The 24,588-nt window shown below is 67.3% G+C and carries 18 protein-coding genes; 12 read left to right on the forward strand and 6 right to left on the reverse strand.

Features of this window, described 5'->3' with window-relative positions; genetic code table 11:
• Nucleotides 1-55: 55 nt before the first annotated feature.
• The 3 genes from C0J29_RS22775 to C0J29_RS22785 all read right to left on the reverse strand — a co-directional run bounded on the left by C0J29_RS22775 (nt 56) and on the right by C0J29_RS22785 (nt 5,547).
• Complete coding sequence (locus tag C0J29_RS22775) at nt 56-1,636, reverse strand: GMC family oxidoreductase (RefSeq protein ID WP_065046259.1); 1,581 nt, start codon at nt 1,634-1,636, stop codon at nt 56-58.
• A gap of 135 nt (nt 1,637-1,771) precedes the next feature.
• A complete protein-coding gene (locus C0J29_RS22780) occupies nt 1,772-4,402 on the reverse strand; it encodes an AAA family ATPase (RefSeq protein ID WP_065046261.1) in 2,631 nt (876 codons plus the stop codon).
• A complete protein-coding gene (locus C0J29_RS22785; RefSeq protein ID WP_065046263.1) occupies nt 4,399-5,547 on the reverse strand; it encodes a metallophosphoesterase family protein in 1,149 nt (382 codons plus the stop codon). Before C0J29_RS22785 ends, C0J29_RS22780 begins: the two co-directional genes overlap by 4 nt.
• Nucleotides 5,548-6,046: 499 nt before the next feature.
• Between C0J29_RS22785 and C0J29_RS22790 the strand changes: the two genes are divergently transcribed.
• A complete protein-coding gene (locus C0J29_RS22790; RefSeq protein ID WP_232004303.1) occupies nt 6,047-6,559 on the forward strand; it encodes a SixA phosphatase family protein in 513 nt (170 codons plus the stop codon).
• A gap of 4 nt (nt 6,560-6,563) precedes the next feature.
• Here C0J29_RS22790 and C0J29_RS22795 read toward each other — a convergent pair whose 3' ends face one another.
• Both C0J29_RS22795 and C0J29_RS22800 read right to left on the reverse strand, forming a co-directional pair.
• Nucleotides 6,564-7,106, reverse strand: a complete 543-nt coding sequence (locus C0J29_RS22795) for a DUF3558 domain-containing protein (RefSeq protein WP_232004313.1) — start codon at nt 7,104-7,106, stop codon at nt 6,564-6,566.
• Complete coding sequence (locus C0J29_RS22800) at nt 7,103-7,633, reverse strand: DUF3558 domain-containing protein (protein WP_232004304.1); 531 nt, start codon at nt 7,631-7,633, stop codon at nt 7,103-7,105. Before C0J29_RS22800 ends, C0J29_RS22795 begins: the two co-directional genes overlap by 4 nt.
• Nucleotides 7,634-7,845: 212 nt before the next feature.
• Between C0J29_RS22800 and C0J29_RS22805 the strand changes: the two genes are divergently transcribed.
• From C0J29_RS22805 to C0J29_RS22815, 3 genes are all read left to right on the forward strand, one after another.
• Nucleotides 7,846-9,594 carry an ABC transporter ATP-binding protein gene (locus C0J29_RS22805; RefSeq protein WP_065046267.1) on the forward strand — a complete coding sequence of 583 codons (1,749 nt, stop codon included), beginning with the start codon at nt 7,846-7,848 and terminating at the stop codon, nt 9,592-9,594.
• On the forward strand, nt 9,591-11,492 hold the full coding sequence (locus tag C0J29_RS22810; protein ID WP_065046269.1) for an ABC transporter ATP-binding protein: 1,902 nt from the start codon (nt 9,591-9,593) through the stop codon (nt 11,490-11,492). The genes C0J29_RS22805 and C0J29_RS22810 overlap by 4 nt, the downstream gene beginning before the upstream one ends.
• A 116-nt stretch (nt 11,493-11,608) precedes the next feature.
• Entirely contained in the window at nt 11,609-12,355 is a 747-nt protein-coding gene (locus C0J29_RS22815; protein ID WP_065046432.1) for an LppX_LprAFG lipoprotein, read from the forward strand.
• A 35-nt stretch (nt 12,356-12,390) separates the two neighbouring features.
• On the opposite strand, the gene C0J29_RS22820 is transcribed toward C0J29_RS22815, so the two are convergent.
• Nucleotides 12,391-13,611, reverse strand: a complete 1,221-nt coding sequence (locus tag C0J29_RS22820) for an IS110 family RNA-guided transposase (RefSeq protein WP_120793635.1) — start codon at nt 13,609-13,611, stop codon at nt 12,391-12,393.
• A 228-nt stretch (nt 13,612-13,839) separates the two neighbouring features.
• Between C0J29_RS22820 and C0J29_RS22825 the strand changes: the two genes are divergently transcribed.
• The 8 genes from C0J29_RS22825 to C0J29_RS22860 all read left to right on the forward strand — a co-directional run bounded on the left by C0J29_RS22825 (nt 13,840) and on the right by C0J29_RS22860 (nt 24,573).
• Nucleotides 13,840-14,208: a DUF4189 domain-containing protein gene (locus C0J29_RS22825; protein WP_065050151.1), complete on the forward strand. Its 369-nt coding sequence runs from the start codon at nt 13,840-13,842 to the stop codon at nt 14,206-14,208.
• A gap of 145 nt (nt 14,209-14,353) precedes the next feature.
• On the forward strand, nt 14,354-15,076 hold the full coding sequence (locus C0J29_RS22830) for a C39 family peptidase (protein WP_065050149.1): 723 nt from the start codon (nt 14,354-14,356) through the stop codon (nt 15,074-15,076).
• 338 nt (nt 15,077-15,414) lie between these two features.
• Entirely contained in the window at nt 15,415-16,575 is a 1,161-nt protein-coding gene (embR, locus tag C0J29_RS22835) for an ATPase/transcriptional regulator EmbR (protein WP_065050153.1), read from the forward strand.
• 371 nt (nt 16,576-16,946) lie between these two features.
• Nucleotides 16,947-18,800 carry a serine/threonine-protein kinase gene (locus C0J29_RS22840; RefSeq protein WP_065050147.1) on the forward strand — a complete coding sequence of 618 codons (1,854 nt, stop codon included), beginning with the start codon at nt 16,947-16,949 and terminating at the stop codon, nt 18,798-18,800.
• Nucleotides 18,801-18,864: 64 nt separating this feature from the next.
• Nucleotides 18,865-20,661 carry a serine/threonine-protein kinase gene (locus C0J29_RS22845; protein WP_120794911.1) on the forward strand — a complete coding sequence of 599 codons (1,797 nt, stop codon included), beginning with the start codon at nt 18,865-18,867 and terminating at the stop codon, nt 20,659-20,661.
• A gap of 47 nt (nt 20,662-20,708) precedes the next feature.
• Nucleotides 20,709-23,267, forward strand: coding sequence for an FHA domain-containing protein (locus C0J29_RS22850; protein WP_120793636.1), 2,559 nt, complete (start codon nt 20,709-20,711; stop codon nt 23,265-23,267).
• A 125-nt stretch (nt 23,268-23,392) separates the two neighbouring features.
• A complete protein-coding gene (locus tag C0J29_RS22855) occupies nt 23,393-24,127 on the forward strand; it encodes an LppX_LprAFG lipoprotein (protein ID WP_065045459.1) in 735 nt (244 codons plus the stop codon).
• A gap of 56 nt (nt 24,128-24,183) precedes the next feature.
• Nucleotides 24,184-24,573, forward strand: coding sequence for a DUF4189 domain-containing protein (locus tag C0J29_RS22860; RefSeq protein ID WP_065045460.1), 390 nt, complete (start codon nt 24,184-24,186; stop codon nt 24,571-24,573).
• Nucleotides 24,574-24,588 lie beyond the last annotated feature (15 nt).

Here is a 24,588-nt window from a genome sequence, read left to right on the forward strand (position 1 = left end):
CATGCGTGCCATTGTGCACAGATCACCGGTGCCCGGCACGTCGGTTGGCTGTGGGTTAGCTGCGGATCAGATCAGCGGCCTTTTCCCCGATCAGCACCGACGGCGCGTGGGTGTGCCCGCGGATGGTGCTGGGCATCACCGAGGCGTCGGCGACCCGCAGTTGCTCGACTCCGCGCACCTTGAGGTGCGGGTCCACCACACTGTCGTCGTCGCTGCCCATCCGGCAGGTGCCCATCGGGTGGTACAGCGTGTGCGAGCACGCGTTCAGGGCCTGTTCGAGGGTGGCTTCTTCGAGTCCGGCGCAGTTGCGTGGCCGCACCACCGGGCCGAGGACGTCGCGCAGCGAGGGTGCCTGGGCGAGTTCCGCGCATATCCGCAGACCCACCATCATGGCCTCGCGATCGCGTGGATCGGAGAGGTAACGCGGGTCGATGACCGGTTTGTCGTGTGGGTCGGCGGAGCGCAGCGTGATCTGTCCGCGGCTCTCGGGAGCGACCAGGATCGGCCCGAAGACGACTCCGTGCCCGGCCGCGGGTTGAAGCGCCTCGTCGTAGAAGGGCGCCGGGGCGAAGATCAGTTCCAGGTCGGGCAACTCGAGGTCGGGGTCGCTGCGGACGAACCCGTACGCCTCGCCGACGTTGGAGGTGAGCATGCCGCGCCGCCGCAACAGGTAGTTGATCAACTGCTTCGGCTTCTCGGCGGAGAACAGGCTGTCGTCGTCGACGTCGAAACCCACGGGCGTCACCAGGTGGTCGATCAGGTTCTGCCCCACTTCGGGTGCGTGGTGCACGGTCTCGATGCCGTGTTCGGCCAGTTGGTCGCGGTCGCCGACGCCGGAGAGCATGAGCAGCTGTGGGCTGTTGACGGCGCCGCCGCAGAGCACCACTTCGCGGCGGGCGTGCACGACGTGACTGTGGCCGGCCCGTTGGTATTCCACACCCACCGCCCTGGTGCCCTCGAAGATGATCCGGGTGGCCGTGGCGTCGGTGAGCAGGGTGAGGTTCTTGCGGCTCATCGCCGGCTTGAGGTAGGCGTCGGCCGTGCTGAACCGGGCACCGCGGCGCTGGGTGACCACGGTTTCGCAAAAGCCTTCGGGGGCAGTCGAATTCGGCCGGGCCACCGGATACCCGCATTCACGTGTGGCGGCCAGCCAGGCGGCGGTCAACGGTCTCGGACTGCGCTGACGGGAGATGTGCAACGGGCCGGTGACCCCGCTGTCGTCACCGCTGACGAAGTGCCAGGCGGCCGTGACGTCCTCGATACGCCGGAAGTACTCCAGCGCGGCCGATCCCGACCATTGCTCGTCGGCCCGCTTGGCCCATTCGTCGTAGTCCGCGCCGAAGCCGCGCACCCACATCATCGCGTTCATCGACGAACAGCCGCCGAGGACTTTGCCACGGGGCCAATAGATTTGGCGGTTGTCGAGTTCCGGTTGGGGTTCGGTGAGGTAATCCCAGTCGACCTCGCTGCGGAAGAGTTTGGAGAAGGCGGCGGGGATCCCGATGAACCTGTTGGTGTCGCCCGGGCCGGCCTCGAGCGCCACCACCTCGGTGCCCGGGTCGGCGGTGAGCCTGTTGATCACGACAGCACCGGCCGAGCCCGTGCCGATCACTATGTAGTCAGCTTGAATGTCCATCGCCCATCCCTGTTTTGGAGCCGCGGGAGCTGTGGGAGCCGCGCTGGCTGGGTTGGCTAGGCGCTGGGGGTCCCCCCGCTTGCGGGGAACGAGTCACCGACATTCGCCGAGTGTAGGCCCGACGGGTCGCCAGCACTATGCGTTCAGATCGATGCGATGCGCACCCGTGACACCGTCGTATCTGGTGGGACTACACGTCAGCACGATCACCTGCCCGTGCGCACCCACGCTGTCGAATACCTCGCCCATCTTGGCCAGCCGGTCCGGATCGGTGAATCCCAGTGCGTCGTCGACGACGACAGGGACGGTGTCCTCCTTGGCGACCAGCGCTGCGCCCGCCAGTCTCGCCAGGATGCCGAGCTGCTCCTTGGCCCCGCCCGACAGGGACTCGTAGGGCACTGTCACGCCACCCAGGGTGCGGTTCAGGATTCGCAGGTCGCTGTCGACGTCGATCTCGAACGTCGGCCCGAACACGGGGCGGCCGAGCCGTTGCAGCTCGGCGCGGTAGGGCTCGACATACCGCTTACGGGTGTCGTCGCGGTGACGGCACATCACCGACCGCAGCAGCTGTGCGGCCCTGGCCCGGTCGCCCACCCGGGTGTGCTGGCTGGTCGCGTGTTCGAGTTCCGTCTCGGCGGCGTCGAGCCTTCCTTTCCGCCCCTCACTGCGCAATACCGCCAGCTCGATACTGATCTCGTTCAATGTTGCGTCCGCGGCATCGCGCCGCTCGCGCAGCGTCTCGGCCACCTGCTGCGCTTCGGCGAGTTCGGCGGCGATCGTGTCCGGCTGAGCGGCGGCGAGGGTTTGCTCCAGTTCGGCCACGCGTAGCTCGGCGGTGTGTGCCGCCTGACGCTCGGCCTCGGCCCTGGCCGCCAGCGCCTCGTCGCTCGACGATGCGCGCTCCGCCGCCAGGCGGGTGACAGCCGCGTCGAGTTCAGCGCGTTGGGTAGCGGCATCGTTGCCCAACACCGCTGCGCGCGTGGTGGTCTCAGCCAGGCGGCGGGTGGCGGCGGTCGCGAGTTGGCGCCGGTTCTCGCACTCGGCCTGCGCCGCCGCCCGAGCCGACTCGGCGGCCTCGCGTTCGGCGCGGGCGCTGGCGGTATCGGCGTCGAACAGATCAGGTTCCGCGGGTTGGTCGGCCTGCAGCTGCTCCAACCTGGCCCGCAACTGGTCAGCGTTCTCCTCACCGCACAATCCGCTCAGCGTCGCGGTGAGCCGGTCACGAGTACTGCGCAGCTCGCGTTGCCGTTCATGAACTGACCGCGCCGTCGCCACGTCCGCGACCCCGGCCGCCTGCAGTGCGGCGCTCAGTTCCTGTTGTACGGCAACAAATTTGGCTCGAACGTCGAGGGCGGTGGCACCCGGGGTGACCCGCGTCGTCAGCACACCGGCGACTTCCACGTCGGTGGGACCGGTTGCCGTGATCGACCAACTGCGCCCGGCCTGCAGTGCGACTCGCTGGTCGCCGACGACAAGTTCGATGTCGGCGGCAGCGGTGAATTCCACTACTGCGGAGATCATTTCGAGTTGGTCTCCGGCGCGATCGGCGGCTGCGGCGGCCTGTTCGATCCGGCGCAGCATCTCGTCGGTCAGCGCGATCCCGGAGAGCTCGTGACAGATCGGATCGAGATCGCGTTCGATTCCGTCGATCTTCGCCAGCCGGGCAGTCAACCGGTCGACTTCCTCACGCTCCGCGATTCGGTCGAGAGCGCGGCGCGCGTTTTCGGTGCGCTCTTGCGCGGCTCCCAGAAGCGCGGCCGCCTCGTGGGCCGCGGCGTCGCAGGCCGCGGCTTCCCGCGTCGCCGCCGCTTGTTGGCCGACGGCGTCTTCGGCTTGGGCGACCAGTGCGGCGATTGCCGCTGCGCGAGCATCGATTTCGTCGATCAAGGCCAGACGCCCGGTGTGCGCGGTGGTCGAGGCGGTGCTGGTTGCGGCGGCAGCGGCAGCGATCAGCTTGGCTTCGCGCACCGCGTCGGTGAGCGCCTTGACGCGGTCGGCGGCGGCCCGGGCCGCGGCCAGCCGCGGCCCGATGATTTCGGACTGTCGGGCCAGCTCCGCCGACAGGCGCGTCACCTCGGCGTGCCGTTGCACCCGATCGTCCACCTCGGCCATCGCCTGGGCGCACTCGGCAACCGCGGCCTTGGCGTCCGCCAGGCGGGACCGCGCGGCCGACCACTCCCCGGTTGGTCGGCCGGTTCCGGTGAAATAGCGCGCGTATTCGGCGTCGATCCGCTCGATGAGCAGCGGTTCCGTGCCCGACAGCGCGACGTCGCCGACGGATTGCGAGGCCGCGACGTCGAGTGCACGCGACAACGCGTCGCACCCCGACAGATCCACCGCCACGGTCGACGCGGCCTGTAACACCCGCTGCGCGCGCCACAACTCGGTGTCGACCGTCTCGGCCAGCATGGCGCGAACCCGCTCGTGGGCCTCGTCGCCGGTGAGTTGTTCGCGGCGCGGCGCCAGCACCGTCAACTCCGTCTCGCACTTCTTGTGGAACCGTTTGCGGTAGACGAAACGATAAGGGCCACTGCTGATTTCGGCGGTGATCTCCGAGCCGACGTCGGCGTTGGCCGGCTTGACCTGCTTGACGTCCTTTTTGGTCGAGCGATCCTTGGATTCCAGCAGCAGGTCCAGCGCCTCGATCATCGACGACTTGCCGATCTCGTTGGCGCCGTAGACCACCACGACGCCGTGGTCGGGGAATTCGATCTCCCGGTGCGCGATACCGCGGTAGTGCGTCAGGACCAGGCGGTGCAGCTTCATGCCGCACCCCGGTCCGCCAGACGCAGCAGCAGGGCCAGGGCCGCCTGGGCGTCGCCGGCGTCGTCGGCTCCCGCGCGGGCCGTCGCGACCAGCTCCTCGACCGCCGAGGCCGCGAAGCCGCCGATGCCGAGGTCGTCGAACTCCCCGTCCGCGGGGATGACGGCCAGATCGGTGTGCCGCTCCCAGAGTCCGAGCCAGGCGAACAACCGGGCGTATCTGTCCAGACAGGCGTCGAGCGCCGCGCGGTCGGTGACCGTCAGCGACCCGGTCAGCGCCAATCGCACCACGGTGCGGTCCTTTTCGGGCATCAGGTCGAGATTGAGGTCCAGATCGGCGATGCACCGACTGGTGTCGACCTGGTTGTGCAACGTCACGAAGCGCCACCGGCCGATGCGGCGGGCCTCGACGGTGACCGCGCGTTGTGGATCGGTCTCGTTGATGTCGACGACCAGCACATGGCCGGGGTCGGCCTCGACGTCGTCGTAGTTGGTCACCTCCGGCGACCCGGAGTACCACACCCGGCCGCTGTCTCCGACCTGAGTCAGGGAATGCTTGTCGCCCAACGCGACATAGTGAATCACACTGTCCGACAACGCCTTCTCGACGTTGGGGAGCCGGATCAGTGAGGGCTTGGCGCGGTCTGGGTCGAGTACGTCCACGCCACCGTGGGCGACGAGGACCCGGGTACTGCCGTCGGCGGGCAGGCCGTCCAGTACGTCGGCGACCAGATCGGTGGTGGGCGCCTTGGACCGCCACGGCGCTGCGACGATCTGCACGCCGGGCCGTACTTCGTGGACACCGGCCCGGTCGAGCACGACCACGTTGTCCGGGCATTCCGAGGTGAACAGAGCGCCGGTGTAGACCGACGACGCATCCAATGGGTCGTGGTTGCCCGGCAACAGGTAGACGGGGATACCGATGGCGCGCATGGCTTCCAGGGACTGCCCGATCACCTGCGGCGCGAGCTGGTTGTGTTCGAAGACGTCGCCGGACACGACGACGAACTCGGCGCCCACTTCCGCGGCCAGCGGTCCGAGCGCGGCCACCGCGTCGCGGCGGGCCGCCGAATAACGGGGCTGGGCGTCGCCGGCAAGGAAGTGCCGGGTCATGCCCAGTTGCCAGTCAGCGGTGTGCAGGAACCGCATGCCGTCGACCCCCTTCTGGATACGTGATTTGGCGTTGCACCGGGAGTGTATGGCGGGGTGCCGACAAGCCCTGGGACGTCGATCGGAGGGTCTGGCGGTGGAGGGGGGCGCGACCTCTTGCGTCACTCTGGCCTCATTCGGCGCTGGCGGGTCCGCCGAGCGCCCGCATGTTGCCGGCGACACGCCGCGACGGCCGTACATTTGGGGACCCTCGCCACACACCGCAACCCGCCGCACCACCGAGCGCCCGCATGCCGGCGACACGCCGCGACGGCCGTACATTTGGGGACCCTCGCGACATGCCGCAACCCGCCGCACCACCGAGCGCCCGCATGTTGCCAGCGACACGCCGCCCCAGCCGGCAATCTGCGGACCCTCGCCACACACCGCAACCGGCCACACCACCGAGCGCCCGCAGATGTACGCAGACACGCCGCCGAGGTTGGCATTTTGTGCACCTTCGCCCCCGTTGCGCCCCAGCGGTCGATACCGTGTTCCGGTGGACGGACGGCGCACCTTGATCCTGATGCGGCACGGGAAGTCGGCGTACCCCGACGGTGTGCCCGACCATGACCGCCCCCTGGCCCCGCGCGGTCAACGGGAGGCCGGACTGGCCGGCGACTGGCTGCGCGCCAACGCGCCAGCCGTCGACGCGGTGCTCTGCTCGACGGCCACCCGCACCCGAGAAACCCTGGCCTGCACCGGAATCGACGCGCCCGTCCGCTATCTGGGACGACTCTACGGCGCCACCCCGGGCACCGTCATCGACGAGATCAACCAGGTCGACGACGATGTCGCCACCCTGTTGATCGTCGGACACGAGCCGACGACATCCTCGGTGGCGCTCATCCTCGCGGACACCGACACCAGCAACATCGCTGCGGCGGAAGGCATCTCGGAGAAATACCCGACGTCTGCGCTCGCCGTGCTACGCATCCCCGGCCGTTGGGCCGCCGTCGAACCCGGCGTCGCCGCGCTCACCGACTTCCACGTGCCGCGCCAGCCAAGCTGACCCGTCAGGCGTTGGTCGCCAGCGTCAGCTCCATCAGCTTGATGGCCTGGCCACAGGCATCGATACCGGGCGCCTGGGGATTGATCCACCAGCCGACCACGCCCGCCGCATCGCTGGCCACACCACACGCGCCGTTGGGATCGCTGGGCCGCATCACGATCGAGTCGATGCCCTGGATCGAGCGGGTCTCGATCTGGTACTTCAGCCCCTCAGCGACCTTGCGCTCGTTGCTCAAACTGCCCTGCTCGAACCAGAACCGGGTGATGTCGATCAGGCCGGCCGGATTCGCCGCCTGCCAGCGGCAGATGGCCCCGACGAACGTGCTCTGTATGTCGAGCGGATCGGCGCCCACGGTCTTGGCCAGGATGTCAGTGGTCAGAACCTCGCACTCCTTGAGCAGGTTCGGATATTGCCGCTCGGAGTTGTCGTTCCGCGGCACGCCGCCACCGCCGGCCTTGATCGCCTTGCCGTCGACCGACTTGGAACATCCGGTCAGCACCATCAGTACCGCGATCAGCACCGTCACGGCGCGCATCCGCCGGCTCATTTCGAATTCGCTATCGATTGGCGGGCCAACTCTTTCGCGATGTCGCAGGCCGGCGGGAAGGGCTTCTGGCTGAAGCTCACCGACCATTCGATGAAGTCGTCGGAGAACTGAATCCCGACCTCGCACAGTGAATCGCCCAGACTCGGTTCGTTGCCGACGGCGATGAAGCCACCATGACCGTTGATGTTGATGTCCTCGACGCTGGCTCGGGATAGTTCCTCGGTTTTGCGTTCCCGCCCGATCGGGCTGCCGCGGTACCAGGAGAAGGAGAAGTGCGGTCCCGAGATCCCGCCGCCGGCCAGCCACTGGCAGCCCACGGAATTCTTGGCGGTGTTGACCAGCCCGGAGATCTTCGTCAGCTGCGTCACCGTTTCGTCGGTGACGCCGCCGCACTGCGGGAAGAAGGGTCCATGCTTGCCCTCCGCGTTTCCCGAACTCGACGGGACCGGTCCACCCGGCTTGTTGTCACCCGAATTGGAGCAACCCGTGGCTCCGCAGAGCACAGCCACGAAGGCGCCAACAGCCACGACTCGCGCCGCCCACTTACGACGCACTCGGACCTACCCCGTTACCCACCCATTTCTTGGGCCGCTGCCGCTCCACACGATGCACTGTAGCCGCAGCCCCGCGGGTCAACCACCGACACGCCACTTGAGCAGGCATTTCGGCACGACACGCGGGCTCGGGCCGGGTCCCTTGATGCGCAGCCGGCGTCCACCGGGTGTGACACAGTTACCCCATGCTCCTGGCACTGCTGCGCCAGTACATCCTGCCGTATCGCGCATTCGTGGCGGTGTTGATGGTGCTGCAGTCCATCAGCACCCTGGCGTCGTTGTACCTTCCCACGGTCAACGCGGCGATCATCGACGACGGCGTCTCCAAGGGCGACACGGCCACGATCATGCGGCTGGGCGTGGTGATGCTGGTGGTCACCGGGGTGCAGGCGGCGTGTGCGGTAGGAGCCACCTACTTCGGCTCGCGCACCGGAACCGGCTTCGGCCGGGACCTGCGCGCGGCGATGTTCAACCACGTGCTGCGCTTCTCCGAACACGAGACGGCGCACTTCGGGGCGCCAACCCTGTTGACGCGCAGCACCAACGACGTCCGGCAGATCGTGTTTTTGGTGCAGACCAGCGCCACGGTGCTGGTGACCGCGCCGATCATGTGTATCGGCGGCGTCATCATGGCCATTCACCAGGAGGCGGCGCTGACCTGGCTGCTGCTGGTCAGCGTTCCGGTGATGGCAGTGGCCAATTACTGGATCATTTCGCACATGCTGCCGCTGTTCCGCAGCATGCAACGACTGATCGACGGCATCAACCGGGTGTTGCGCGACCAACTCTCCGGTGTGCGGGTGGTCCGGGCGTTCACCCGCGAAGGTTTCGAACGCGACCGGTTCGCCGGCGCCAACATGGCGCTGTCGAATGCCGCACTGGGGGCGGGCAACTGGCAGGCGCTCATGCTGCCGGTGACCACCCTGACCATCAACCTGTCCAGCGTCGCGCTGATCTGGTTCGGCGGCCTGCGCATCGACGCGGGCCAGATGCAGGTGGGATCGCTGATCGCCTTCCTGGCCTACTTCGCCCAGATCCTGATGGCGGTGCTGATGGCGACGATGACACTGGTCGTGCTGCCGCGGGCGTCCGTGTGCGCCGAACGCATCACCGAAGTGCTGTCCACCGAACCCGCGATCACCAGTCCGCAAGAGCCGAGGTTCCCCCCGCAGCCGATCCGCGGCCTGGTGCGTCTGGACAGTCTGACATTCACCTATCCCGGCGCGGATTACCCAGTACTGCAAGACATCTCGTTGATAGCCCGGCCCGGCACCACTACCGCGATCGTCGGCAGCACCGGGTCGGGCAAGTCGACCCTGGTGTCGCTGATCTGCCGCCTCTACGACGCCACCGCGGGCAATGTGACGATCGACGGCATCGACGTCCGCGACTATGACACCGAGCGGCTGTGGTCAGCGATCGGATTGGTACCGCAGCGCGGCTACCTGTTCACCGGCACCGTCGCCGACAACCTGCGCTACGGGGCGGTGCCCGGACAAACCGTCACCGACGAGCAGATGTGGGACGCATTACGGATCGCTGCCGCAGCCGATTTCGTGCGCCCGCACGGGCTGCAGATGCGCGTCGCCCAGGGCGGAATCAACTTCTCCGGCGGCCAGCGCCAGCGGCTCGCGATCGCTCGGGCCGTGATCCGCCGCCCGGCGATCTATCTGTTCGACGACGCGTTCTCGGCCCTCGATGTCCACACCGACGCGCAGGTGCGCAAATCCCTGCGCGAGGAAGCCGGCCCGGCAACGATCGTCATTGTCACACAGCGCATTTCGACCGCCGCCCAGGCGGACGAAGTGATCGTCGTCGACAAAGGCAGAGTGGTCGGCACCGGCAGCCACGACACGTTGCTGGGCGAGTGCCCCACGTATGCGGAGTTCGCCGCCTCCCAATCGGTGGGCGCGGCAGTCGGGGGCGCGTCATGAGCGCACCGATGAGCGCCCGCCCCCGCGGCGCGGCCGTGGCGCCGCCCAACATGCGGTCGCGGGACTTCTGGGGATCGGCGCGACGATTACTGGGACGACTGACCCCGCATCGCCGGTTGAGCGCCGCCGTCATCACGCTGGGGATCGTCGGCACCGCTATCGGGGTGGTCGTACCCCGGATCCTCGGGCACGCGACCGATCTGCTGTTCAACGGCGTCATAGGGCGACGGCTACCAGCGGGCATCACCAAGGCCCAGGCCGTGGCGGCGGCCCGGGCTCGAGGCGACAACGCCTTCGCCGACCTGTTGTCGGGGATGAACGTGGTGCCGGGCCAGGGCGTGGACTTCGGCGCGGTGGCGCGCACGCTGGCGCTGGCGCTGGTGCTGTATCTGATTGCCGCGGCGATGCTTTGGGGCCAGGCCCGACTGCTCAACATCACCGTGCAACGGACCATCACCCGGTTGCGCGCCGACGTGGAGGACAAGCTGCACCGGCTGCCGTTGTCCTACTTCGACCGGCACCAGCGGGGCGAACTGCTCAGCCGGGTCACCAATGACATCGACAACATGCAGACCTCCCTGTCGATGACGATCAGCCAGCTGGTGACGTCGATCCTCACGGTGCTCGGAGTGCTGGTCATGATGGTGTGGATCTCGCCGCTGCTTGCGCTCATCACCGTGCTGACCGTGCCGCTGTCTCTGTTGGCCACCCGCGCCATCACCCGCCGTTCCAAGCAGTTGTTCATGGCGCACTGGACCAGCACCGGACGCCTCAACGCCCACATCGAAGAGACCTACAGCGGCTTCACGGTGGTCAAGACGTTCGGCCACCAGACCGCGGCGCGCGCGCAGTTCGAGCAGCTCAACGACGACGTGTACCGGGCCAGCTTCGGTGCCCAGTTCTTTTCCGGATTGGTCGCGCCGGCAACGGGATTCATCGGCAACCTCGGTTACGTGGCGGTCGCCGTCGTCGGCGGCCTGCAGATCGCCGCGGGGCAGATCACCCTCGGCAACATTCAGGCATTCATTCAGTACGTGCGGCAGTTCAACACCCCGGTGGGCCAGGTGGCCGGGATGTACAACACCCTGCAGTCCGGGGTGGCCAGCGCCGAGCGGGTGTTCGACCTGCTCGACGAGCCGGAGGAACCGCCAGACCCTGCATCCGCACCGGTCTCACCGGGACCCGGGCGGGTCGAGTTCGATCACGTCAGTTTCGCGTACCGGCCCGGCGCTCCGGTGATCCATGACCTGTCGCTGGTGGCCGAGCCGGGCAGCACCGTCGCGATCGTCGGGCCGACCGGAGCCGGCAAGACGACGTTGGTGAACCTGCTGATGCGGTTCTACGACGTCGATTCGGGCCGGATCCTGATCGACGACATCGACATCGCCACCCTGAACCGCCACGCGCTGCGTTCCCGCATCGGGATGGTGTTGCAGGACACCTGGCTGTTCGACGGGACGATCGAGGAGAACATCGCCTACGGCCGTCCCGACGCCGGCCCCGCCGAGATCGTGGCGGCGGCACGGGCGGCCTATGTCGACCGTTTCGTCCACACGCTGCCGGAGGGTTATCAGACCCCGATCAGCGGGGGCGGCGGCAACATCAGCGTCGGCGAGAAGCAACTCATCACCATCGCCCGGGCTTTCCTGGCCCGCCCGCAGCTGCTCATCCTGGACGAGGCCACCAGCTCCGTCGACACCCGCACCGAACTGCTGATCGCCCGCGCCACCCGTGAACTCCGTCGCGACCGGACGAGTTTCATTATTGCTCATCGTCTTTCGACGATCCGCGATGCCGACCGCATCGTGGTCGTGCAAGCGGGCCGGATCGTGGAGCAAGGCGCTCACACCGAACTGCTGGCCCGCCGCGGCGCCTACTACGAGATGACCCGGGTCTGAGCGCACCGCTCACAGAGTCCTCAAATGATCGGCGAAACAAGCGGGTTCGGCCCGGTACCGCTGCGGCCTCACTAAGCTCGGGGGTCGGCTGTCGGGCCAAACATTAGGAGATGTCGATGAAGCTTCCGCCTCGTGTCTACCGGCAACTGGTCGCCGCGGTCGCTGTCGCACTGGCCGTCGTCCTCACCATCGGTGCCTGCGGAAGCAAATCCTCCAACGGCGCCAAAAGCCCGGGAAGCACTGCGAATGCCACCAGCGGCGAGGCGGCGACCCTGCTCAAGCAGGCCGCCGACGTGATGCGCAAAACCACCGGGATGCATGTGGCCGTCGCCGTCGACGGTGAAGTGCCCAACATCCGGGTGACCAAGCTCGACGGCGACGTCTCCAACACGCCGCAGACGGTCGCCACCGGCGTTGCCACGGTGCTGGTAGGCAGCAAGAGCGAGGAAGCCCAGTTCGTCTTCGTCGACGGGCACCTCTACTCGGATCTTGGGCAGCCTGGCACCTACACCGACTTCGGCAACGGTGCCTCGATCTACAACGTCTCGGTGCTGCTCGATCCCGACAAGGGCCTGGCCAACCTGCTGGCCAATCTCAAGAACGGCGCGGTGGCCGGCAGCCAACAGGTGAACGGTGTCGCGACCACCAAGATCACCGGCAACTCGTCGGCGACCGATGTCGCCACGCTGGCCGGCACCCGGGTGACCGAAGAGAACGTCTCGACGGTGCCGACCACCGTCTGGACCGCGTCGGACGGTTCCTCTCATTTGGTCCAGATTCAGATCTCGCCCACCGCAAACACTTCGGTGACGTTGACCATGTCCGACTGGGGCAAGCAGGTCACCGCGACCAAACCCGCCTAGCGCCGGCTCTCGGAAAGGACTTCCCAATCGTGTTGTCAAGCCGCCGTCGTGATGGGGATGGGGGGTAAGTCGTGGTAGGTGGTGTGGTCGCGGAGCATGGCCCACAGGACGTTGATACGGCGCCTTGCCAATGCGAGTACGGCTTGCTTGTGCGATTTGCCCTCGGCTCTTTTGCGCTGATAAAAGGTGCGCGAGGCGGGGCTGGTGGTGATCGAGATTTGCGCCGAGAGGTACATCGACCGCAGCAGTCCGCGGTGATAGCGCTTGGGGCGGCGCAGATTTCCATGGATGCGGCCGGAATCGCGGGGTTGTGGTGCCAGCCCGGCGAACCCGGCGAGTTGATCAGCACCGGTGAACGCGGTCATGTCTCCGCCGGTGGCGGCGAGGAATTCCGCACCCAGCCGGGGTCCGATGCCGGGCAGGCTGATGATTACTTCGGCGTGTCGATGGTCGCGAAATCGGGCCTCGATGAGCTCGTCGAGTTCGGCGATTTCGTCACCGAGGGCGATCACCCCCTTGGCCAGCCGGGCGACCATCTGGGCTGCCAAACGCTCTCCGGGCAACACCACCGACTGGGAGCGGGCGGCCTCCACCGCGGTCTGGGCCAGCGCGGTGGCGTTACGCGCGCCCTGTTTGCGCAGCCACGCGTCCAGGCGCGCAACTCCCGCGCGGCGGATCGCCGCCGGGGTTGGGTAGGCGGTCAACAGCACCAGCGGACCTTTGTTGGTCAAGGTCAACGCCCGCTCCAATGCAGGGGATATCTCGAGCAGTTGCGCGCGCAGGCGGTTGATCTGGCGGGTGCGATCAAAGACCACATCCACGCGGCGGGTGGTCAGGATACGCAAATCCACGGCGATCTCATCGCCGGGCCGCAGCAAACTGATATCCCGGCGAAGGCGGGCCTGATCAGCGATGACGAACGCGTCCCGGGCATCGGTTTTGCCCTCGCTGCGGTAGCTGGCCGACGCTCGGTGAATTGCCAGCCCGGTCAGATATGCCAGCGGCTGCTCGCGAGCAACGAGCAAGCCGATCAGCAGTGCCGCCGCTCCATGGTTGAGGTCGATCGCCCACAACACTTGGCCGCCGGCCAGCTCGATCACCTCGTCGAACAGACTCGCCAGTTCAGGCTCGTTGTTGAACACTCGCCGCGACAGCAGCCGTTGCCCTTCGCTGTTGATCACCACGCAGTGATGGTGTTCTTTTCCCACATCGATTCCTGCCCAGACCTTTTCGGTCAACGCCACCTCCACACTCATAGCCGTCACTCTTTGCGGTCCCTGGCAACGACGTCCCGGCGTAGTCCTACAGCAGCGATCACATCGCGTATCCCAATCAGCAGTCGAGCCGTTGCCAAACTGCGGGCGGCCAAGTCCTTTGAGCGGTCCACACCGCACCCCAATGACAGCCATACCCGCAGTTCGTGGGGTTCTCCGATCCTACGAACGACCCGATCAAACCCACGCTTCGAAAGGTAGGACTCACCCATGACGACGACCACCCGTCGACGGCGGATAGCGGTCGCCGCCGCCAGCGTGGCTACCGCCGCCGCCTTTGCAGTCGCGCCGGCACCTACCGCCGCGGCTGCCGATTCCTACGGCGCGATCGCATACTCCGCCAACGGTTCGTGGGGACGATCGCATGCCTACCCCACCAAGGCGGCCGCCGAGGCGACGGCGGTGAAGTCCTGCGCCTACCCCGACTGCAAAGTTCTGACCACCTTCACCGCCTGCGGGGCCGTCGCGGCCAAGGACCACGAATACCAAGGCGGCGTCGGCCCCGACCTGAGCGCGGCCATGAAAGACGCCTTGGGCAAGCTGCCCGGCGGTTACATCGACACCTGGGCCTGCAACTGAAGCGTCCGGCGGTCAGGTCACTCCAAGAACGGTCAGGTCACTCCAAGAATTCGTAGAGATAACAATTAGGCCACCATCCGAATCTTTGCTCAGCACGGCTTCCGCGGAAAGCGGAGCACCAAATTGATGAGCAAAGGACACGACCATGAAGAGCCTGAAGGTCTCCTCGATCGCCAAGACCACCCTGTTCGCCCTGGCAGCCAGTGGGGTGGCCGGCATCATGGCACTCGGACTCGCCAGCCCGGCCGAGGCCGGCACCGGCACCATGTACGGCGACCCGACCGCCGTCGCCAAGTACTGGGTCCACCAGAACTACGACGACTGCGCCATCATGTCCAGCGCCGACGTGGTCGGTCAGATCACCGGCAAGCTGCCCTCGGAGCGGGCCATCATCAAGGTCGCCCAGTCCACCCCCAGCGCCTCCCACCCCGGTTCGATCTACGTCAAGCCCGCCGACAAGAACGACCCCAACTCCGGTATGGGCACCGACCCGGACGACCTGCCGACCTTGTTGGCGCACTACGGAATCCACGCGACCAACACCGACGCGGACACGGCCGGCAAGACCGGTGTCGCCACCGGCATGGAAGCCCTTGAGCAGTACCTCGGCAGCGGTCACGCCGTCATCGTCGGACTCAACGCCGAGATGATCTGGAACCAGCCGATCGAGAACACCGGCAAGGACGGCCAGCCGCGCGCCGACCACGCCGTGGTGGTGACCGGTGTCGACACCGGCAAGGGCATCGTGCACCTCAACGACAGCGGCAACAAGAACGGCAAAGACGAGCAGGTCCCGATGGCCGTCTTCGTCAAGGCCTGGGCCACCAGCCACAACTTCATGAGCGTCACCCAGGAGACGCGTAAGTGAGCTGATGCCTCCGCGGGCAGCCGACCGATCCGGTTGGCTGCCCGCTTTGGCGTGCCGGTCCGCCGATCGTCAAGTGCCCCAGGATGATTCCTGCGCGCTCCGGAAGATCGCTTTGGCGCGAACGGCTTTTCGGTCAGTTGACGGAAGCTCAGCGGGGAGCGACGTGCACCAGTCAGGAGTGCCGGATCCACGTACTTCACCCGTTAATGCCGCACAATGACAGCTGTACGGCACCCAGGGTTTACAAGATCGACAACGATGAAGACACAATAATGAGGAAGGTCGCCGTGCCGGCACCTCTCTACTCGGAGGGCACGGGCGACCGCGGAGGACCCGGAATGGCTGGGAGCGCGATGATGGACACACATCTCGAGTTCGGTGTGCTCGGACCGCTGGAGATGAAAATCGACCAGGCCCTGGTGCCCCTGGGCACCCCCAAGCAGCGGGCCGTGCTGGCGATGCTCGTCATCAACCGGAACCGGCCCGTGGGCGTCGACACCCTGATCACCGCCCTGTGGGATGAATGGCCGCCGTCCGGGGCGCGCGCCAGCATCCACTCCTACGTGTCCAATTTGCGCAAGCTGGTCGGCGCCTCCGGGGCCGACCCCCGACTGGTGCTGGCCGCGGCGCCACCCGGATACCGGCTCACCATCCCCGAAAACACCTGTGACCTCGGCCGGTTCATCGCCGAGAAAACGGCGGGCGTGCACGCCGCGGCATCCGGCAGCTTCGAACAGGCCAGCCGGCATTTGGCGGCGGCGCTCAAGGAGTGGCGCGGACCGGTGCTCGACGACCTGCGCGATTTTCCGTTCGTCGACTCATTCGCCACCGCCCTGGTGGAGGACAAGATCATCGCGCACACGGCGAAGGCGGAGGCCGAGATCGCCTGTGGGCGCGCGTCGGCGGTGATCGGCGAGCTCGAAGCGCTGACCGTGGAGCACCCTTATCGGGAGCCGCTGTGGGCGCAGCTGATCACGGCGTACTACCTCACCGACCGCCAATCCGACGCCCTCAACGCCTATCGCCGGGTGAAAACCACCCTCGCCGACGACCTCGGCATCGATCCGGGTCCGACGCTGCGGGCGCTGAACGAGAAGATCCTGCGCCAGGAGACCCTGGACGTGAAGCAGAACGCCAAGGTGACCGCCGTGGGCACCGTCACCATCCTGGATAAGCGCACCATGGCCGCCACCCAGAAAGTGGCCGCCTACCTGCGTGACGTTGCCACCGGACGCGACTACCCGCTGCGCTCGGCCGCGACCCGGATCGGTCGTCTCAGCGACAACGACATCGTGCTGGACAGCGCGAACGTCAGCCGCCACCATGCCGTCATCGTCGACACCGGGACCAACTACATCATCAACGACCTGCGGTCCTCCAATGGTGTGCATGTGCGCCACCAGCGCATCCGCACCGCGGCCACCATCCACGACGGCGACCACATCCGGATCTGCGACCACGAGTTCACCTTCCAGATCGCCGCACACACCCAGGGCTGACGCGGCTGACCGACGTCTACTGAATGTGCCACGCGCGCAATCGTTTTGATGGAGTCACCGCCGGCGTCCGGGTGCCGCGCCGACGTGCGGCGGTCCGGGCCGGATCAGCTACCGCGTCGGCAGTGGGCGGCTGTTTGCCACAAGGTTTTTCGCGTCCACCGGCGGTCCCCCGCCTGTCGGACCCGACCGGTACCGTCTCTGTCACGACAACAGGTGCGGTTTTTCGGGCCGGGGTGTTGGCAGTCTTATTGGCAAGCGCCCATCGTCCCGATTACCGTCATGGTTGCTGAAGCCGGTGGTCGCGCTCCATGCAAGACCTGAAGGCTGTTGATAGTGTCGGCGGGATTCGGCTTGGTTGAGGAGGATCGTCAATGAGCGAGGCACCAGACTCGCGAGTGGGCTCGATGTTCGGGCCCTACCACCTCAAGCGGTTGCTGGGCCGCGGCGGGATGGGCGAGGTCTACGAGGCCGAGCACACCGTCAAGGAATGGACGGTGGCCGTCAAGCTGATGACCGCGGAGTTCAGCAAGGACCCGGTGTTCCGGGAGCGCATGAAGCGCGAGGCCCGCATCGCCGGCCGCCTGCAGGAACCCCACGTGGTGCCGATCCACGACTACGGCGAGATCGACGGCCAGATGTACCTCGAAATGCGCATGATCGAGGGCACCGACCTCGACAGCGTCCTCAAACGCTTCGGGCCGCTGACCCCGCCCCGCGCGGTCGCCATCATCACCCAGATCGCCTCGGCCCTGGACGCCGCCCACGCCGCCGGGGTCATGCACCGCGACGTCAAACCCCCCAACATCCTGGTCACCCGCGACGACTTCGCCTACCTGGTCGACTTCGGCATCGCCAGCGCCACCACCGACGAGAAGCTCACCCAGCTGGGCACCGCCGTCGGCACCTGGAAATACATGGCCCCCGAACGGTTTTCCAACGACGAGGTCACCTACCGGGCCGACATCTATGCGCTGGCCTGCGTGCTCTACGAGTGCCTGACCGGGAGCCCGCCGTACCGCGCCGACAGCGCGACGACGCTGGTGACCGCGCACCTGATGGACCCGGTGCCGCAGGTCAGCGCCGCGCGGGCGGGCATCCCCAAGGGTTTCGACGCCGTCATTGCGCGCGGCATGGCCAAGAAGCCCGAGGACCGCTACGCCAGCGCGGGAGACTTCGCGCGGGCCGCGCACGACGCGTTGAGCGACCCGGACCAGGACCACGCCGAGGACATCCTGCGCCGCAGCCGGGAATCGACGATGCCCGGCACGGCGGTGGCGCCGTCGGTGCCCACCGGCGGGCAGCAGCCGCCGCCCGGGCCGCCCCCTGCGTACTCACCACCGCCCGCCTACGGCGATCCGGTCGGTTCGGGGCCGATGCAGCGGCAGTCGCCGACGAATGCGCCGTCCTGGTCTCCCGCGAGTGGCCCCATTCCCGCGAGTGGCCCCATTCCGGCGAGTGGGCCGATTCCCGCCCAGGGTCAGCCCACGCAGGCACCGCAATACTTCGGGCAGAGCGGCGGCTGGGGCGGCGGTCCGTCCGGCCCGCAGCAGCCGGGTGGCCCGCCGACCTGGAACCAGGGTGGTCCGCCCTCGGGCGGAAAACGCAGTCCGTGGCCGATCGTGGCCGGCGCCGCCGCTCTGGTGGTGGTGCTCATTGTCGCCGGGGTCGGCATCTGGCTGGCTACGCGCAAGGGCGACGACACTCCGGTAGCCGACACGACGACGTCGGCCACCACCAGTTCCGGCAAGCCGACCACCACCAAGAGTTCACCGGCGACCACCACGCCGGGCGGTGACCCGCAGAGCAAGCTGATGTCCATGCTGCCCTCCGGCTACGCCACCGGCACGTGCACGCCCACCACACCGAAGCCGAACAGTGTGTGGACCGGCACCATCGCGATGGTCGACTGCGGGCAGAACACCAACCAGGGTGGGCCGAGCCGGGCGATCTACGGACTGTTCCCCAACCTCGATGCGCTGAAGCAGGCGTTCAACGACGACATCGCCGCGGTGCAGCTGGCGAACTGCCCCGGGGAGGGTCCGTCGCCGGATGGCTGGCACTACGACCGGGACCCGACGGTCACCGCCGGAATGATCGCCTGCGGAACCTACAAAAATCACCCGAACGTGATCTGGAGCAACGAGGGCAAGCTCATGCTCAGCGACGTGTTCGGTGATCCGGCAACGATCGACGACCTGCACAACTGGTGGGCAAAGTACGGCTGACCGACAGCCGGCCGGCGCGTAAGAGTCCAATGCTCAAGCGGCACAACGACAGTGGATGGTCGCGATGAGCGAGGAGCCGGGCTCGCGTGCCGGGTCGACGTTCGGGCCCTATCACCTCAAGCGGTTGCTGGGCCGTGGCGGGATGGGCGAGGTCTACGAGGCCGAACATGCGGTCAAAGGGTGGACCGTCGCGGTCAAGCTGATGTCGGAGACCGTGAGCAGCGACCCGGTGTTCCGCGAACGGATGAAGCGGGAAGCCCGCATCGCCGGCCGATTGAAGGAACCGCACGTCGTGCCCATCCACGACTACGGCGAAATCGACGGGCAGATGTACCTCGAGATGCGCCTCATCGAGGGCACCGACCTCGATAGCCTGCTCACCCGCTACGGTCCGCTGCCGGCCCCGCGCGCCGTCGCCGTCATCACGCAGATCGCCTCCGCGCTCGACGCCGCCCACGCCGCCGGGGTCATGCACCGTGACGTCAAACCTCCCAACATCCTGGTCACCCGCGACGACTTCGCTTACCTGGTGGACTTCGGCATCGCCAGCGCCACCACCGACGAGAAGATCACCCAACTCGGCACCGCGGTCGGCACGTGGAAATACATGGCGCCCGAACGGTTTTCCAGCGATGAGATCACCCACCGGGCCGACATCTACGCGTTGGCCTGCGTCCTGTTCGAGTGCCTGACCGGTAGCGCGCCGTACCCGTCGGAGAACGCCGGCGTACTGATCAGCGCCCACATGATCAACCCCATCCCACGCCCCAGCGCAGCGGGACGCGACGTGCCGAGGTCGCTGGACTCCGTCATCGCGCGCGGCATGGCCAAGAAACCGGCGGACCGCTACGGCAGCGCCGGTGATCTGGCGCGCGACGCGCACAAGGCGCTCAGCCACCCCGACCAGGACCACGCCACCGACATCGTGCGGCGCAGCCAGGAGTCCACCATACCTGAGCATCTGCGCAATCCACCTGCGGCGCAACGGTTTTCCCATCCCGGCCCGCCCGCGCCGGCACGACCGCCGGCCGCTTCGCCCCGCCCGCCCGCTGCACCCCGGCCGCCAGGGCCGGCCCGCCCGCCCGCACCGCCACGTCCACCGACGCCGCCCCGTCCGCCGGCGCCGCAACATCCGTCGGCCGCTTCGCCCGGCGCGCCCCGCCAACCAGGTCCACCGGGTCCAGCCCCGGCGTTCACCGGGCCATGGCCTGCCACCAGCCCGGCCGAGCACTCGCGCGCTCGCAACCCGTGGGCGATCGTGGCGGGTGTCGCCGCCGTCGTTCTCGTCCTCATGCTGAGCGGCATCGGCATCTGGGCACTCAACAAAGACGACGACACACCGCAGGCCAACCGGCAGCGGACCACCACGACGCGGCCCACCACGTCGACCACCACGCGCACCACGACGACACCGTCGTCGAGTGCACCGCCGGAGGCGCAGTCCCGATTGATGAGCCTGCTGCCCGCCGGCTATCCCGCCGGAGCCTGCACGACGGACACGAAAACGATGCCGGGCGCCCTGGTTTCGGTGTCGTGCGGACAGAACACCGATGCCAACGGCCCCAAAGTGTCGGCCTACGGGCTGTTCCCCGACGTTGCCTCCCTGAAGAAGGCCTTCACCGCATTCACCACCACCTTCACCATCCAGCAGTGCCCCGGCGGCAAGGCGTCTCCAGGCAACTGGTGGCACACCCAGGACCCGAAAACCGTTCTGGGCCAGATGGCCTGCGGCATCTACAAGAGCGACGACCCGCAGGTGATGTGGAGCAACGAACAGACGCTGGTCTACGCGCTCGTCGGGGGGAAACAGCAGATACCCAACCTCGACCAGCTCTACAAATGGTGGGCCAAACACTCGTAGACCGGTCGTCGTAGCATCACGGTCCGCGGGAGTAACGGAGGCAGGCGATGGGCGAGATCGTGGGGCTGGTGGTGCGCGGGGGTGGGCGCAGTTGGCAGGTGGCTCCGGGGCGGGCGTGGACGGTGGGGCGTTCGGGTGAGTCCGATATTCAGTTGGACAATCCGCGGATCTCGCGGGTGCATGCGGTGTTTGAGCCCACCGAGTCGGGGTGGGTGTTGTCCAATCGCAGCAGCAACGGCATGTATGTGCGGGGCGCGCGGGTCGAACAGGTGCTCATCGACGAGGAGCCGGTGACGGTCGTTCTCGGGTCGGTCACCTCGGGCCAGGAGATCGAACTGGCTCCTGATGCGGGACAGCCGGTTTCGATCGGGGAGGCAACGACCATGGTGGGGCAGTTTCCGCCATTGCCATTGCCATTGCCGTTGTCGTCGCCGCCCGAGTCGCTGGCGAAGACCACCGAGATCCCGCTGCCGCCGCTGTCCACGGCGTCAGGACAGACGGCTTCAGGGCAGACGGCTCCGTGGGAATCGACTTCGGGGCAGACGGCGCCGGGGCAGACGGCGTCGGGGCAGACGGCGTCGGTGCGGACGCCGACTGCGGTGCACGCGATCGATCAGGCGACGGTGAGCATCGGGCGGGCCCCGGAGAACACCGTGGTCCTGCACGACCTGCTGGTCTCACGCCGCCACGCCCTGCTGCGGCGCAGCAGCGCCGGCTGGGAACTGATCGACAGCCACTCCGCCAACGGCACCTACGTCAACGGCACCCGCATCACCCGCGCCCTGATCGGCCCCGACGACATCGTCGGCATCGGCCACCAACTACTGCACCTGTCCGGCGACCGCCTCGTCGAATACATCGACACCGGCGACATCTCCTATGAAGCCGCCCACCTGCACGTCGAAACCGCCAACGGCACAGTCCTACTCGATGACGTCAGCTTCGTCCTGCCCCAACGCAGCCTGCTGGCCGTCGTGGGCCCCTCCGGCGCCGGCAAATCCACCCTGCTGGGCGCCCTGACCGGATTCCGCCCCGCCACCACCGGCACCGTGCGCTACGACGACCGCGACCTCTACGACAACTACCCCGAACTACGCCACCGCATCGGCTTCGTCCCCCAAGACGACATCCTGCACACCCCCCTAACCGTGCGCCGCGCCCTGAACTACGCCGCCCGCCTGCGCTTCCCCCAAGACGTCACCGCCACCGAACGCCAACACCGCATCGACGAAGTCCTCACCGAACTCGGCCTGGCCGCCCACGCCGACCAACGCATCGACTCCCTCTCCGGCGGACAACGCAAACGCACCAGCGTCGCCCTGGAACTGCTCACCAAACCCTCCCTGCTGTTTTTGGACGAACCCACCTCCGGCCTGGACCCCGGCTACGAAAAATCCGTCATGCAAACCCTGCGCACCCTGGCCGACGACGGACGCTCCGTGGTCGTGGTCACCCACAACATCGCCCACCTCAACATGTGCGACCGCCTGCTGGTCCTGGCCCCCGGCGGACGCCTGGCCTACTTCGGCCCACCCCAACAAGCCCTGGCCTACTTCGGCTGCACCGACTTCGCCGACCTGTTCATCCTGCTCGAAAACGACACCGACACCGACTGGACCACCCGCTACACCAACTCCCCCCTGCACGCCGCCTTCACCCCCACCGAACACCCACCCACCACCCCCACCCCGACCCCGACCCCGGCCAACAAACCCAAACCCAAAGCCCAACAAAGCCCCGCAGCCCAATTCGCCATCCTGGCCCGCCGCTACCTCGCCGTCATCGCCGCCGACCGCCAATACACCCTGTTCCTCCTCGCCCTGCCCCTGCTGCTGAGCCTGTTCACCTACGCCGTCCCCGGCGACGCCGGTCTCTCCCTGGCCAACGCGATCACCCAGCAGTCCAAGCAACCCACCCAGTTGCTCGTGCTGCTCATCATCGGCGGCGCGCTGATGGGGTGTGCCGGCTCCATCCGCGAGATCGTCAAGGAGCAGGCCATCTACCGCCGCGAGCACGGCATCGGGCTGTCCGGCGGCGCCTACCTCGCCTCCAAACTCGTTGTGCTGGGCGCAATCTCGGCCCTACAAGGATTGATCCTCGGCTTCCTCGGGGTCGCTTTCCTGCCGCCGCCCGACGACTCGCTGCTGCTGCAGTCCGGCAGCACCGACATGCTCCGGCATGTCGGTTCGGCCGAGATCGCGGCGGCCGTCGTCGCCGTGACCGTGGTGTCGATGATCCTGGGCCTGCTCATCTCCGCACTGATCAGCAACGCCGACCGCGGCATGCCCCTGCTCGTCGTCGTCGTCATGGCCCAACTCGTGCTCTGCGGCGGCATGTTCGCCGTCAACGACCGCATCCCGCTCGAACAACTCGCCTGGCTCTCCCCCTCCCGCTGGGCCTACGCCATGGCGGGCTCTTCGCTCGGGGTGAACTACATCCGCCTCACCGACCCGGACCCGATGTGGACTCATGACCGCGCGCACTGGCTGACGGCGCTGGGCATGTGTGCGGCGTTGGGAGTGGTGATGGTGATACTGCTGGCGGCGCGGTTGTACGGTCTCGATCGGCACCGCAGGGCCCGCAAGCGACCCAGGCCGTTTGCTTAGAAGCCGAAAAAGAGGTCTGGCCAAGCGAATACCGGCAGGTTTACGCTATTCGCTGGCTTTGGTGCGTCCTCCAGATGTGTTTGCCCCGTGGCAACGTACCGGTTGCCTCAACGAAGGAGATGTCTATGAAACTGAAGCTCTGGTCCCGCGCCGGCGTCGGCGCCACAGCCGCGGTAATGGTGACGGCGCTCGTGCTGGCCGGCTGCGGGAGTCCCAAGAACAACAGCTCGGGCAGCGGATCCAACGCGCCCAACGCCGACGCCGCGAGCACCGTCAAACAAGCTGCGGACGCGATGCGCAAAGTCACCGGAATGCACGTCAGCCTCACCGTGCAGGGAGCGGTGCCCAACCTCGAGGTGACCAAGCTCGACGGTGACGTCTCCAATACTCCGCAGACCGTGGCCAACGGGACGGCGACGCTGACCGTCGGCAAGAGTCCCGTCGACTCGAAATTCGTCTTCGTCGACGGCCACCTCTACTCCGACGTCGCCGAGCCCGGCAAATTCACCGATTACGGCAACGGCGCATCGATCTATGAGGTCTCCACGCTGCTCGACCCTGATAAGGGTCTAGCCCACCTGCTGGCCAATCTGCAGAACCCCAAGGTGGGCGGCAACGAACAGGTCAACGGCGTCGCCACCACGAAGATCACCGGCACGTCGTCCACCGACGACGTCGCCACCCTGGCCGGATCGCGCCTGAGCCCGCAGAACGCGCCACCCACCCCGACCAGTGTCTGGATCGCCTCGGACGGCTCCTACCACCTGGTCAAGATCGAGATCACCCCGGTTGAGAACGGAACGGTGTCGATGACCTTGTCGGAATGGGGCAAGCAGGTCACCGCGACCAAGCCGGTTTAGGCCGGTCCAGCAGCTCCGTGGAACCCGAACTTCTTCAGTCGCCGAAAGGAACCATCATGGGATTGACCGCTTTTCGGGCGCGCTTTCCAAGAGGCGCGGTGGTCGCACTGACCAACGTCGCGGCGGTGACGGCGACGCTGATCGCGCTGGCCCCCGCCGCGCACGCCGACGGCCAATACGGCGCGATCGCCTACTCGCCGTCGGGGCAGCTGTTCGGCCGGACCAAAGACGCCCCATCGCGCGCCGCCGCGGAAAGCGGCGCGATGGGTGCCTGCGGCAAGTCCGACTGCAAGGTTCTGGTCTCCTTCTCGGAATGCGGTGCGGTCGCCGAGAACAACGCCGGAGACCACGCCGGCGGGTACGGCTCAACCCTGCTCAGCGCCGAGCAGGACGCCATGAAGCGGCTGGGCACCGCGGGATGGATCGGCACCTGGCTCTGCAACTAAAGTCGATGCGCCCGC

The sequence above is a fragment of the Mycobacterium paragordonae genome (assembly GCF_003614435.1).
In the GTDB taxonomy this organism is placed as follows: domain Bacteria; phylum Actinomycetota; class Actinomycetes; order Mycobacteriales; family Mycobacteriaceae; genus Mycobacterium; species Mycobacterium paragordonae.

Excerpts from the sequence above, each read along its gene's own strand:
- C0J29_RS22845 (WP_120794911.1), top strand. The coding sequence starts at position 18,865 with ATGAGCGAGGAGCCGGGCTCGCGTGCCGGGTCGACGTTCGGGCCCTAT.
- C0J29_RS22820 (WP_120793635.1), bottom strand. The coding sequence starts at position 13,611 with ATGAGTGTGGAGGTGGCGTTGACCGAAAAGGTCTGGGCAGGAATCGAT.
- C0J29_RS22780 (WP_065046261.1), bottom strand. The coding sequence starts at position 4,402 with ATGAAGCTGCACCGCCTGGTCCTGACGCACTACCGCGGTATCGCGCAC.
- C0J29_RS22840 (WP_065050147.1), top strand. The coding sequence starts at position 16,947 with ATGAGCGAGGCACCAGACTCGCGAGTGGGCTCGATGTTCGGGCCCTAC.
- C0J29_RS22850 (WP_120793636.1), top strand. The coding sequence starts at position 20,709 with ATGGGCGAGATCGTGGGGCTGGTGGTGCGCGGGGGTGGGCGCAGTTGG.
- C0J29_RS22855 (WP_065045459.1), top strand. The coding sequence starts at position 23,393 with ATGAAACTGAAGCTCTGGTCCCGCGCCGGCGTCGGCGCCACAGCCGCG.
- C0J29_RS22805 (WP_065046267.1), top strand. The coding sequence starts at position 7,846 with ATGCTCCTGGCACTGCTGCGCCAGTACATCCTGCCGTATCGCGCATTC.
- C0J29_RS22795 (WP_232004313.1), bottom strand. The coding sequence starts at position 7,106 with ATGAGCCGGCGGATGCGCGCCGTGACGGTGCTGATCGCGGTACTGATG.
- C0J29_RS22860 (WP_065045460.1), top strand. The coding sequence starts at position 24,184 with ATGGGATTGACCGCTTTTCGGGCGCGCTTTCCAAGAGGCGCGGTGGTC.
- C0J29_RS22825 (WP_065050151.1), top strand. The coding sequence starts at position 13,840 with ATGACGACGACCACCCGTCGACGGCGGATAGCGGTCGCCGCCGCCAGC.
- C0J29_RS22775 (WP_065046259.1), bottom strand. The coding sequence starts at position 1,636 with ATGGACATTCAAGCTGACTACATAGTGATCGGCACGGGCTCGGCCGGT.
- C0J29_RS22810 (WP_065046269.1), top strand. The coding sequence starts at position 9,591 with ATGAGCGCACCGATGAGCGCCCGCCCCCGCGGCGCGGCCGTGGCGCCG.
- C0J29_RS22785 (WP_065046263.1), bottom strand. The coding sequence starts at position 5,547 with ATGCGGTTCCTGCACACCGCTGACTGGCAACTGGGCATGACCCGGCAC.
- C0J29_RS22815 (WP_065046432.1), top strand. The coding sequence starts at position 11,609 with ATGAAGCTTCCGCCTCGTGTCTACCGGCAACTGGTCGCCGCGGTCGCT.
- C0J29_RS22830 (WP_065050149.1), top strand. The coding sequence starts at position 14,354 with ATGAAGAGCCTGAAGGTCTCCTCGATCGCCAAGACCACCCTGTTCGCC.
- embR (WP_065050153.1), top strand. The coding sequence starts at position 15,415 with ATGGCTGGGAGCGCGATGATGGACACACATCTCGAGTTCGGTGTGCTC.